The 12231-nt window shown below is 52.0% G+C and carries 10 protein-coding genes; 7 read left to right on the forward strand and 3 right to left on the reverse strand.

What is annotated here, in order from left to right; translation table 11 throughout:
• Nucleotides 1-2: 2 nt before the first annotated feature.
• Nucleotides 3-779 carry a hypothetical protein gene (locus BEG40_RS09995; RefSeq protein ID WP_105285337.1) on the forward strand — a complete coding sequence of 259 codons (777 nt, stop codon included), beginning with the start codon at nucleotides 3-5 and terminating at the stop codon, nucleotides 777-779.
• 2 nt (nucleotides 780-781) lie between these two features.
• On the forward strand, nucleotides 782-1387 hold the full coding sequence (locus tag BEG40_RS10000) for a hypothetical protein (protein WP_105285338.1): 606 nt from the start codon (nucleotides 782-784) through the stop codon (nucleotides 1385-1387).
• 51 nt (nucleotides 1388-1438) lie between these two features.
• Here BEG40_RS10000 and glpD read toward each other — a convergent pair whose 3' ends face one another.
• The gene (glpD, locus tag BEG40_RS10005) at nucleotides 1439-2944 is read right to left on the reverse strand and encodes a glycerol-3-phosphate dehydrogenase (protein ID WP_105285339.1); all 1506 of its coding nucleotides are present in this window, start codon (nucleotides 2942-2944) and stop codon (nucleotides 1439-1441) included.
• A gap of 189 nt (nucleotides 2945-3133) precedes the next feature.
• On the opposite strand from glpD, the gene glpE reads away from it, so the two are divergent.
• The 3 genes from glpE to BEG40_RS10020 are packed head-to-tail and all read left to right on the forward strand — an operon-like array spanning nucleotide 3134 to nucleotide 5110.
• Nucleotides 3134-3460, forward strand: coding sequence for a thiosulfate sulfurtransferase GlpE (glpE, locus tag BEG40_RS10010; RefSeq protein ID WP_000371928.1), 327 nt, complete (start codon nucleotides 3134-3136; stop codon nucleotides 3458-3460).
• Between the two features lie 44 nt (nucleotides 3461-3504).
• Nucleotides 3505-4335 (forward strand): rhomboid family intramembrane serine protease GlpG, encoded by an 831-nt coding sequence (gene glpG, locus BEG40_RS10015; protein WP_000928723.1) that lies wholly within the window; start codon nucleotides 3505-3507, stop codon nucleotides 4333-4335.
• Between the two features lie 16 nt (nucleotides 4336-4351).
• Nucleotides 4352-5110, forward strand: coding sequence for a DeoR/GlpR family transcriptional regulator (locus BEG40_RS10020; protein ID WP_105285340.1), 759 nt, complete (start codon nucleotides 4352-4354; stop codon nucleotides 5108-5110).
• Here the strand turns inward: BEG40_RS10020 and rtcR are convergent.
• The gene (rtcR, locus tag BEG40_RS10025; RefSeq protein WP_105285341.1) at nucleotides 5092-6690 is read right to left on the reverse strand and encodes a DNA-binding transcriptional regulator RtcR; all 1599 of its coding nucleotides are present in this window, start codon (nucleotides 6688-6690) and stop codon (nucleotides 5092-5094) included. The genes BEG40_RS10020 and rtcR overlap by 19 nt on opposite strands.
• A gap of 188 nt (nucleotides 6691-6878) precedes the next feature.
• Here rtcR and rtcB point away from each other — a divergent pair, with 188 nt between their 5' ends.
• Complete coding sequence (rtcB, locus tag BEG40_RS10030; RefSeq protein ID WP_105285342.1) at nucleotides 6879-8123, forward strand: RNA-splicing ligase RtcB; 1245 nt, start codon at nucleotides 6879-6881, stop codon at nucleotides 8121-8123.
• Nucleotides 8124-8126: 3 nt separating this feature from the next.
• Nucleotides 8127-9143 (forward strand): RNA 3'-terminal phosphate cyclase, encoded by a 1017-nt coding sequence (gene rtcA / locus BEG40_RS10035; RefSeq protein ID WP_105285343.1) that lies wholly within the window; start codon nucleotides 8127-8129, stop codon nucleotides 9141-9143.
• A 42-nt stretch (nucleotides 9144-9185) separates the two neighbouring features.
• On the opposite strand, the gene malT is transcribed toward rtcA, so the two are convergent.
• On the reverse strand, nucleotides 9186-11891 hold the full coding sequence (malT, locus tag BEG40_RS10040) for an HTH-type transcriptional regulator MalT (protein ID WP_105285344.1): 2706 nt from the start codon (nucleotides 11889-11891) through the stop codon (nucleotides 9186-9188).
• Nucleotides 11892-12231: the final 340 nt, after the last annotated feature.

A 12231-nucleotide genomic window follows, 5' to 3' on the forward strand; every position in this document is an offset into this window, starting at 1 on the left:
TTATGCAACCCAGCCCCGCCATGCAGGCATTAATTGAGCAGGTTTATCATATTTTTCGTCGTTATCCGGTGCCGCAGCAATTTGTGGTTTGTTGTGAATATTGCCTGAGTCAGCAGGAACAAAAGGCATTACGGAATACATCGTTACGAGCGATCCCGTATTCCTTAATCAATGCCTGGAATAGTAGTCCAGGACCCGATCCGCAAAACAGCGATGAGGTTCGTTATTTTCTTCCTCGTTTACTGGAGTTTGTTGCGCAGAGGCAATTTGACAATATTCACGAAGTATTTTCTCTACGGCGTATCAACCTTGCCAGTAAAGAAAACTGGCGTGAGGATGAACGGGCAATATTGCAGCGATTTGCCTGCCAGTATATGGCTGATTGGGTATCTGGCGATGAGGCTGTCGAATTACAGTATATGCTGGAAATGTTTTCCCGTGCCGATATCGCTCTTTCGTCATTGCTTGATGCCGTCATCTCTGTACCCGGTTACCAACCCACAGTATCGATGGCATGTTTGCTGTGGCATAACAGGGAAGAGAATATTCAGAATAGTCGTTTTGAGCAGGATGATGACGATAAAGCCATTACTGCCCAAATCAATGCCTGGGCCTTCAACAATCAATCCATCCTGAAAGAACGCGCGCGGCAGGCGATTGAGAACCCGCTTAAGCAGCCCGAACAGGGCACACAGTATCAGATCTGGGAAGACGACTGGATGATTGATGAGTGTTTATGCGCGATGTATGACGCATCATCCGAATCACCAGGAAAATAAAAATGATTAAATTCCGGCTTTATATTCCCCCTGTAATTCTCGGTTTTGTTATCGTGCCAGTATTGGTATGGCCGACGGTTATTGTCTTAGCCGTACTTATATTCACGTTAACTTTTCTGGCAGGAATAACATTCTCCTTTCCGCTCCTGGTTGTGCGTATTTCTCTTCAGGAATTACAACTTGAGTTAATGGTTGAATATGCATTTTTTTTCAGTGTAATGTGGGGCATCGGTTGGCAATTCTCCCGCAGAACGCCTCCTGAATTAAAAAACAGACTGCATTGCTGGCTGGTCTTTTCTCCGGTCTATTTCTGGTTAATTCTCTCGAATTTCATTCTTTATATTTCTCCAGAGAAATCAGCGTTGCTGGAAAATATCCGAAATTTCTTTCTGACGTTTGTCTGGCTTCCCCTGAATTTTTCCCCTTTTTGGCCGCAGCCGTGGACTGATTTTGTCGGCCCGATTAGTGCACAGGTTGGTTTTGCATTGGGATATTATTGCCATTGGCGTAGCAAAAATAGAAGCCAGAGGCAGAAATGGGGTGAGTGGGTAACGTGCTTAAGTTTGGCGATTTTAGCTCAGGGGCCGTTATTCAATTATTTACAATAAATAGTCTAAGGAATCCAAATAGCCCGGTTGCACTTCAACCGGGCATCATCCTTACGACGCCAGCGACAACTTCTGCTGCGTATACTCCACCAGCCACTGACTCACACGAGATTGTTGATCCGCATTCAGCCACATTCCTTGTTTTGTGCGACGCCACAGGGCATCGTCGGCGCGGCGGACCCATTCGTGATCCACCAGGTATTTCAGCTCCGCTTCGTAGAACTCATGACCGAAATCTTCCCCGAGATCGCTTACCGTCCCCGCATTGCCGAGCAGCAGCTCGCTGTTGCTGCCGTAAGTGCGTGCGTAATGACGCGCCAGCGATTCGGTCAGGAACGGGTAACGGCGGCGCAGGCGGGCGGCATAATCGTCGCGGTCGCCTTCAATGGCACCACCCGGCAGCACGCTCTCTTTCGTCCACGCCGGGCCAATACCCTGATAATACGGCGTCAGTTTTTCCAGCGCATGTTCCGCCAGTTTGCGGTAGGTGGTCAGCTTACCGCCGAATACCGACAGCAGCGGTGCTTTGCCGTTTTCGTCATGGATATCAAGGGTGTAATCACGGGTAATAGCCTGCGGCGAGTCGGACTCATCATCACAAAGCGGGCGCACACCGGAGTAGGTCCAGACGATATCGTCACGGCTTAACTGCTTTTTAAAGTGCGTGTTATACACTTTCAGCAGGTAATTGATTTCACTCTCTTCAATCTTCACTGCTTTTGGATCGCCTTTGTATTCCACATCGGTGGTGCCGATGATGGAAAACTCATCCATCCACGGGATCACAAAGACAATACGTTTATCTTCGTTTTGCAGAATGTAGGCTTGCTTCTGGGTATGCACGCGCGGCACGACAATATGGCTGCCTTTGATCAGGCGAATGCCATAAGGCGAAGGCAGATGCATCCCGTTGTCGAAGAACTGTTTCACCCACGGGCCGGTAGCATTAACCAGGCCGCGCGTCTGCCAGGTATATTTTTTGCCGGTATCGATATCTTCCGCTTCCACAATCCACAGGCCGTTTTCGCGGCGAGCAGAAGTAGCACGAGTACGAGTAAGCACTTCGCCGCCTTTACGCACCACCATCTGGGCGTTGGCGAGTACCAGACGGGCGTCGTCTACCCAACAGTCGGAATATTCGAATCCGCGCTTAATTTCCGGTTTTAACACTGAGTTTGCGCCAAAACGCAAACCGGTAGATCCCGGCAGGCTGGTGCGTTTACCCAGATGATCGTACATAAACAGACCAATCCGAATCATCCACGCCGGGCGCAGATGCGGACGATGCGGCAGGCGAAAACGCATCGGGAAGGCGATATGCGGGGCCATTTTCAGTAGCACTTCACGTTCAGCCAGCGCCTCGCTGACCAGGCGGAATTCATAGTGCTCAAGGTAGCGCAGGCCACCGTGAATGAGTTTTGAACTGGCGGAAGAGGTCGCACAAGCGAGATCCTGCGCCTCCAGCATCAGCACGGATAAACCGCGTCCAGCGGCGTCTGCCGCGATACCAGCACCATTGATGCCGCCACCTATCACAATCAGATCTTTGGTTTCCATGCTGCCCTCATTCACTTTCGTTAAAGCTCATAAATGTTCGTTATCGAACATATTAGCAAAGAATCGCGCTTTGGGTAACATTGAAAAAACATTTTAGAGTGATATGTATAACATTATGGCGTTTATCTGCCGCTTCGACGTAAACTGTGCGGTAAATTTGCCCACTTGTTTGTAAAGAAAGAGAGACGCATGGATCAGTTCGAATGTATTAACGTTGCCGACGCGCACCAGAAGTTGCAGGAAAAAGAGGCGGTGCTGGTCGATATTCGCGATCCACAGAGTTTCGCAATGGGGCATGCGGTGCAGGCTTTCCATTTAACTAACGACACGCTTGGCGCGTTTATGCGTGATAACGACTTTGACACTCCGGTGATGGTGATGTGTTATCACGGCAATAGCAGCAAAGGCGCGGCGCAGTATCTGCTGCAACAGGGCTACGATGTGGTCTATAGCATTGACGGCGGCTTTGAAGCCTGGCAGCGTCAGTTTCCCGCAGAGGTGGCGTACGGCGCGTAACGCTTTATACTGTCCCCTTTTGTGTGGAATAAGCGACAGCAACGATGTTGATGATTACCTCTTTTGCTAACCCCCGCGTGGCGCAGGCGTTTGTTGATTACATGGCGACGCAGGGTGTTATCCTCACGATTCAACAACATAACCAAAGCGATGTCTGGCTGGCGGATGAGTCCCAGGCCGAGCGCGTGCGGGCGGAGCTGGCGCGTTTTCTCGAAAACCCGGCAGATCCGCGTTATCTGGCGGCCAGCTGGCAGGCGGGCCATACCGGCAGTGGCCTGCATTATCGCCGTTATCCTTTCTTTGCCGCCTTGCGTGAACGCGCAGGTCCGGTCACCTGGGTGATGATGATCGCCTGCGTGGTGGTGTTTATTGCCATGCAAATTCTCGGCGATCAGGAAGTGATGTTATGGCTGGCCTGGCCATTCGATCCAACACTGAAATTTGAGTTCTGGCGTTACTTCACCCACGCGTTAATGCACTTCTCGCTGATGCATATCCTCTTTAACCTGCTCTGGTGGTGGTATCTCGGCGGTGCGGTGGAAAAACGCCTCGGTAGCGGTAAGCTAATTGTCATTACTCTCATTAGCGCCCTGTTAAGCGGCTATGTGCAGCAAAAATTCAGCGGGCCGTGGTTTGGCGGGCTTTCTGGCGTGGTGTATGCGCTGATGGGCTACGTCTGGCTACGTGGCGAACGCGATCCGCAAAGTGGCATTTACCTGCAACGTGGGTTAATTATCTTTGCGCTGATCTGGATTGTCGCCGGATGGTTTGATTTGTTTGGGATGTCGATGGCGAACGGAGCACACATCGCCGGGTTAGCCGTGGGTTTAGCGATGGCTTTTGTTGATTCGCTCAATGCGCGAAAACGAAAATAATTCCAGGGATTTATAAATGAAACAAACACAACGTCACAACGGTATTATCGAACTGGTTAAACAGCAGGGTTATGTCAGTACCGAAGAGCTGGTAGAGCATTTCTCCGTCAGCCCGCAGACTATTCGCCGCGACCTCAATGAGCTGGCGGAGCAAAACCTGATCCTGCGCCATCACGGCGGCGCGGCGCTGCCTTCCAGTTCGGTTAACACGCCGTGGCACGATCGTAAAGCCACCCAGACCGAAGAAAAAGAGCGCATCGCCCGCAAAGTGGCGGAGCAAATCCCCAATGGCTCGACGCTGTTTATCGATATCGGCACCACGCCGGAAGCGGTGGCGCACGCGCTGCTTAATCACAGCAATTTGCGCATTGTCACCAACAATCTCAACGTTGCTAACACGCTGATGGTAAAAGAAGATTTTCGCATCATTCTCGCCGGTGGCGAATTACGCAGCCGCGATGGCGGGATCATTGGCGAAGCGACGCTCGATTTTATCTCCCAGTTCCGCCTCGACTTCGGCATTCTGGGGATCAGCGGCATTGACAGCGACGGCTCGCTGCTGGAGTTCGATTACCACGAAGTTCGCACTAAGCGCGCTATTATCGACAACTCTCGCTATGTCATGCTGGTGGTTGATCACTCGAAATTTGGCCGTAACGCGATGGTCAATATGGGCAGCATCAGCATGGTAGATGCCGTCTACACCGACGCCCCGCCGCCAGTAAGCGTGATGCAGGTGCTGACGGACCACCATATTCAACTGGAGCTGTGCTGATCCTGCACGGCTTCCCACGTCAGACCAAAACGCGCCAGGTATTTGCGTAGCCGATCCGCGTCATTGACGCTGGCTTTGCCCTGGCGCGAAACGTCAAAAAGCTGGCGTCCGGCTGCGGAAAGCGACTTTGCCTGGCGGCAGATAGCGATAACGTGTTCCAGTTGCATACGGTCGAAGAGATCGATGTTTTCTGCCTCTGCGCCCAGCAAAGTCGTAAGCGCGGAGGGGCGGCTCTCCTGCCAGTTATAGCGCAGACGGTTTATCTCATCTTCAACCACGTCCAGAGTGATGCGTCCGCTAGTGGCAAAGGTGGCCATCCGCGTGACGCTGGCAGAAAGTTCGCGAAAGTTACCGCGCCATGTCGCCTGGGGAGAGGTCGCAAAAGCCAACCAGGCACGCCGCGCTTCGGTGTTAAAACGCACGCTGTCACCAGTGAGTGTGGCGTGGCGCTCCACTTCATAATCCAGGTTCGGTTCAATATCTTCCTGGCGCTGGCGTAGACCCGGCAGGGTGAAGGTCCAGAGATTGATCCGCGCGTACAGATCTTCGCGAAATTTGCCTTCGGCAACCAGCTGGCGCAAATCGCGCACCGTTCCGGCGATAAGCTGAAAATCACTGTTCACCTGGCGATCGCTGCCAAATGGGTAAAAGGTTTTCTCTTCAATGGCTTTTAGCAGCATTGCCTGTTCGTCTGCGCCCAGTTCGCCAATCTCATCAAGAAACAACATTCCGCCGTTGGCGCTACGTAATAAACCTTCACGAGATTCCCGCGCCCCGGTAAACGCGCCTTTTACATGACCAAACAGCGTCGACATGGCGGTATCGCCACGCAAGGTGGCGCAGTTCACTTCCACAAACGCGCCGCTAAACTGATGCCGCGCCTGTTTTAATTCGAAAATGCGTCGTGCCAGAAACGACTTACCCGCGCCGGTCGGGCCGTTAAGCAGGATCGGTGCGCGGGATTTAATCGCCACTTTTTCAATCTGCTCAATCATGCGGTTGAAGTGGGGGTTACGCGTGGCAATGCCGGACTTAAGAAAATCAAGCGTTTGCTGGCGTTCCTCGGCAAAGCGGCTGGCGATGGCGTTATAACGGCTTAAATCGAGATCGATAATCGTCACTTCACCTGCGCCGCGCGGCTTTTCTTTTTTGCGCGGAGGTGAAGATTGTATTAACCGGGCGGGCAGGTAACGCGCTTCCGCCAGCAGAAACCAGCAAATCTGCGCGACGTGGGTGCCGGTGGTGATGTGAATTAAATAGTCTTCTTTTTCTGGCTGAAACTCGTAACCACGGGCGAAATCATGCAGGCAGGCGTAGACCTCTTCGAAATCCCACGGGTTATGCAGTTCAATCTCAACGCCCACGACTTCTGTTTCTGGCGAAACGCTGGCGATATCGCGTTTAAGCGTTTCAAACAGCGAGCGTGAGCGGGCGTCGTGCAACAATTCCAGGCGGTCGATGACCAACGATTCTTGCTGACATAAACAGAGCGTCGGGCGCCATTTTGACCAGCGTTGGCTGCCGCGTCCGGCATAATCCAGTACGGTTCCGACAAAGCCAAAAGCCACTGTTTTACGCATCTTAGATATCCTTATAAAAGACGATATTTCATTATCGGGTAAGTGACTTTATAGAAAATCTCCGTTTACGGACTTTGTGCCTTTAATTAAATAAAAACAATTAATTATAAGTTTAATTTGCTGATTTAATTTTTTGGCACGACGGTTGCAATTATCAGGACAGCAAACAACGAAAAGAGAAAAACAAAATGAATTACGAATTACTGACCACTGAAAATGCCCCGGTAAAAATGTGGACCAAAGGCGTGCCGGTAGAAGCCGATGCGCGTCAGCAACTTATTAATACGGCGAAGATGCCGTTTATTTTCAAACATATTGCGGTAATGCCTGACGTGCACCTGGGTAAAGGTTCCACCATTGGTAGCGTGATCCCGACCAAAGGGGCGATTATTCCTGCAGCGGTGGGCGTGGATATCGGTTGTGGAATGAACGCGCTGCGTACCGCGTTAACGGCGGCAGACCTGCCTGAAAACCTGGCGGAGCTGCGTCAGGCGATTGAAACTGCCGTACCGCACGGGCGTACCACAGGCCGTTGTAAACGTGATAAAGGCGCGTGGGAAAATCCGCCGACTAACGTCGATGATAAATGGGCCGAGCTTGAAGCAGGTTATCAGTGGTTAACGCAAAAATATCCGCGTTTCCTGAACACCAATAATTACAAACACCTGGGAACGCTGGGAACGCTGGGAACGCTGGGAACGGGTAACCACTTTATTGAAATCTGCCTTGATGAGTCGGATCAGGTGTGGATTATGTTGCACTCCGGTTCACGCGGAATCGGTAACGCCATCGGAACTTACTTTATCGATTTGGCGCAAAAAGAGATGCAGGAACAGCTTGAGATGTTGCCGTCGCGTGATCTGGCGTACTTTATGGAAGGTACGGAATACTTTGATGATTACCTGAAAGCCGTGGCCTGGGCGCAGCTTTTTGCCAGCCTTAACCGCGATGCGATGATGGAAAACGTGGTAACGGCGTTGCAGAGTATTACGCAGAAAACGGTAAGACTGCCGCAAACGCTGGCGATGGAAGAGATCAACTGCCACCACAACTATGTGCAAAAAGAACAGCACTTTGGCGAAGAGATCTATGTGACGCGTAAAGGCGCGGTGTCTGCGCGCGCTGGTCAATATGGAATTATTCCCGGGTCGATGGGGGCGAAAAGCTTTATCGTCCGTGGGCTGGGAAATGAAGAATCTTTCTGTTCATGCAGCCACGGTGCCGGGCGGGTAATGAGCCGTACAAAAGCAAAAAAACTGTTTAGCGTGGAAGATCAGATTCGTGCCACCGCGCATGTGGAATGCCGTAAAGATGCCGAAGTCATCGACGAAATCCCGATGGCGTATAAAGATATTGATGCGGTGATGGCGGCACAAAGCGATCTGGTGGAAGTGGTTTATACCCTGCGTCAGGTAGTGTGCGTAAAAGGATAAATAATGAAAAGGATGATTGCGCTGGATGGCGCACAGGGTGAAGGCGGCGGGCAGATCCTGCGTTCGGCGCTGAGCCTGTCGATGATAACCGGCCAGCCATTTACCATCATCGGCATTCGTGCCGGGCGTGCGAAACCTGGGCTGTTGCGCCAGCATTTGACGGCGGTAAAGGCAGCGACGGAAATTTGCGGAGCGACGGTGGAGGGCGCGGAGTTGGGGTCGCAGCGCCTGGTCTTCCGGCCTGGTATCGTGCGCGGCGGCGATTACCGCTTCGCCATCGGTAGCGCAGGTAGCTGCATGTTGGTGCTGCAAACGGTATTGCCCGCGCTGTGGTTTGCTGACGGGTCTTCGCGTGTTGAAGTCAGCGGTGGCACCGATAACCCGTCTGCACCGCCCGCTGATTTTATCTGCCGTGTGCTGGAACCGTTGCTGGCGCGGATGGGGATTCAGCAGCAAACAACGCTGTTGCGCCATGGTTTTTACCCTGCTGGCGGCGGTGTGGTGACAACAGAAGTCTCGCCTGTGGCATCACTTAACGCATTAGCGTTGAATGAGCGGGGCAACATTGTGCGACTGTGCGGTGAAGTGTTACTGGCTGGAGTGCCTCATCATGTTGGCGAAAGAGAGATGTCCGTACTGGCTGCCAGCTTTTCCCTGAATGAGCGGAATATTCAAAGTCTGCCGCGCGAGCAGGGGCCAGGAAATACCGCTTCGCTTGAAGTCGTCAGCGAACACATCACCGAGCGTTTTTTTGCTGTTGGTGAAAAGCGTGTCAGTGCCGAAGTGGTTGCTGCCCAACTGGTGAAAGAGGTTAAACGCTACCTGGCAAGTTCGGCTGCGGTAGGGGAATATCTCGCAGACCAGTTAGTGTTGCCGATGGCGCTGGCAGGCGCGGGGGAGTTTACGGTTGCTCATCCCTCATGCCATCTGCTGACCAATATCGCGGTGGTGGAGCGTTTCTTGCCAGTGCGGTTTATTCTGGCTGAAACAGATGGCGTAACGTGGGTTAGCGTTGAATGATGCAGAGAAGCAAGTCGGATCAGGTGTGTTACCCGACCAGACTCACACCCCATATCCCATCATTTTCAGCAGTTTCTGCGCGTGCTGTACCGCAGCCTGACGGTGGGCAACGCCGAGTTTTTGATACAGATTGCGGATATGCGTTTTGATGGTGGTCGCTGCTACTTCCAGTTCGCCCGCAATTTGTTCGTTACTGTAACCGGAGTAAATCAGCCCCAGCACCTGCCATTCGCGTTGGGTCAATGGGCTGGTGCGGATCAGTTCCGGCACTTCCGGGTGATTTAGCAGACGTTCGACAAAGCTCTCGTCAAAGTGAGCGAACTTGTGTCGGTGATGTTGATTGATTTCCCGCAGGATACGCTGCGCGCGGTGCTGTTCCAGTTCCGGCAGCGTATTGAGCTGAATCAGCTGGCGTAACTGCTGCGCCATCGCTTCGCCTTCGATGACAAAATGACTGATAAATCCGGTGCGATTCGCCAGTTTTAATGCGTCCAGCAGCACGCGCTGAGCGTCGCTTTTACGTCCGGCCTGCCAGTACAACTGATTGAGCAACAGCAGGTTGCGGTTCAGGTCGCTCATTAACCGCAGACTGCGGGCATTTTCGTTGAGTTCTTCGAGGACAATTTCCGCAGGTTCAAACTCGCCGAGTAAAATTTGTGCACGGGCAATGTTGCGCCATTGGCCTTGCAGGAAGTGGTTGTTCGCAAACTCCGGTTTGGCCGTGTGACGCAACCAGTTGGCAGCGGCGGCTTTGTCGCCGGTCATTTGCCAGTAAATCACCCGTACTTTGTTGGCGTTAGAGATCCAGTCGCTGTGATATTTGCCATTCCCCAGCAGGTTTTCCAGGCGGTTAAGTTGGCTGCGGGCGTTATCCAGATCGCCACGAGCCAGCGAGCATTGAATTAACATTGCCAGGCACTGAAGCTGTTGCTGAGGCTGATAAGAAGATAAAACTTCGATCCCGCTACGCGCCGAGGCTTCGGCTTCATCCAGCCGTGCCCATGCCCATAACAGTTGCGCACGGATGCGTACCAGAAACTCATGCATCGGCAACTGTTCCAGATGCTGTTCGTTAATCAACTGGAACGCTTTTTCCTGCGTTTCCCACGCAGTTTGCAGGAACCCCTGGGCAAACAGAATTTCGCTTTGCTGGATTAAACTCCACAAGGCGTAGTGCCAGACATCATGCTGGCGCGCCATTTGCTCGGTTTGCTGCATAAGTGCCAGCGAGCGGGTAAGTTCACCTTTACAGTGCAACACTTCGCCAAGTACAGAGGTCGCGACAATGCGACTGTAGAACCAGCCCAGAGGCAGTTCTTCCAGTGCCTGTTTTGCCAGTCGTTCGGCTTCTTCCGGATTACCGTCGTTAATGGCTACCTGGGCGCGCAGAGCGTTAAACTCTGCGTGCATGGTGCCTTCCCTGATACCCTGGATCTCGTGTTCGGCTCGTGCCAGCAGGGTATTTACTTCGCCGTAGCGATGCTGACTTTGCATCAACCAGGCCTGCAACAATACCAGTTGTGGATTTTCCAGCAGGCTGTCCCACGGCAGGGCTTTAAGCGACTCTTCCAGCAGCGACAGTTCGCTGTGGTTGAACAAACTCCAGGCGTGATTCAGCAGAATATCGCGCAGCATCAAAGCGTCGCCTGCCGCCAGCGCATGATGGATGGCTTCGCTGGGAAAACCTTGTTCCATCCAGCTTTCTGCGGCGGCACGGTGGATTTCCGGCAGTTCCGCCGCCAGTTCCCACTGGCAGCGTTGGCGCAGGAAGTTGCCAAACAGCGGGTGATAGCAGAACCACTCGCCAGTATCATCCATCCGTTGCAAAAACAGCCCCTGACGCTCAATCTCCTCAAGACGCATTTGCCCGTTTTCTTCGCCGGTCACGCGGGTGATTAGCGCATCATTCATCGAGCGCAAAATGGCGCTTTTTAGCAGGAAATGACGAGTGGTCAGATCAACGTTATCTAACACTTCATCGACCAGATAATCAGAAAGATGACTGGCATTGATGCCCGCCAGACGACGCGCTGATTTATGCGCCGAGTGGGTATTTTGCCTTGCTGAAAGCGCGATTAGCTGCAACGCCGTCGCCCAGCCGGACACGTCATCGCAAATCCGACTGCTTTCTGCGGCTTCAATCGGCGATGACAGACGGCAATCAAAAAACTGCTTCGCTTCCTGATGGGTAAATGTCAGTTGCTGGCTGCCAATTTCCAATAGTTGGTCACGCACGCGCAGATTGGCAATGCCCAACTGCGGAAGGTTGCGTGACAGCACCACCAGAGTGAGATTTTCTGGTTGATGGCGAATGAAGAAGCGCATTGATTCGTGGATCACCGGATTGGTGATCAAATGGTAATCGTCGATCACCAGGTAAAGTGGGCTATGCCATTCCGCCAGTTCGATGAAAAGCTGGGCAAACAGTGACGTCAGACTGGCATATTGCCGTTTTTGCGTCATTGTTTCACTGATGGCGCAGTGCCCGCTGGTTGCCTGTTGCACGGCGGCGATCAGATAGCTGGCGAAACGTTCTTGCTGGTTATCGCCTTCATCAAGCGAGTACCAGCCCAAATCGTTTTTTCCTGCCGCCCATTGGGATATGAGCGTTGTCTTCCCGTAACCCGCAGGACTTGTGATTAGCACCAGCCTGAAGTTGTTCGCGCCGGAAAGTTTAGCCAACAGGCGCTCACGAACCACAGTATGGTCGAGTCGAACCGGACGACTTAATTTTGACGGAATCAGCATAGTTAATCACTTCACTGTGGAAATTGAGGAAATATTATTTTTTTTGCGCTTCGTAATTAATAGTTATAAGTTCGGTCAGAAACCTGTGCAATGCAAGCGATGACGATTTTTTATGTGTCTGAATTTGCACTCTGTCACAATTCCAAATCTTTATTAATACTTCATCTTAAAACAAGGCAAATGCAGCGTGGATACTGGATTTTAGGGTGTTTTCTTTCAGTTCAAAAGCCTTATTAAAGCAACGATACCGCCTTAATTCCTGATGAAAGGTCTATCTAAAAAGTTGATCTTAATAAATCTATTAACAGTGAGATGACCCTCAATAGATATTTCATTACTG

The sequence above is a fragment of the Escherichia sp. MOD1-EC5495 genome (genome assembly GCF_002965965.1).
Classification (GTDB): Bacteria; Pseudomonadota; Gammaproteobacteria; order Enterobacterales; family Enterobacteriaceae; genus Escherichia; species Escherichia ruysiae.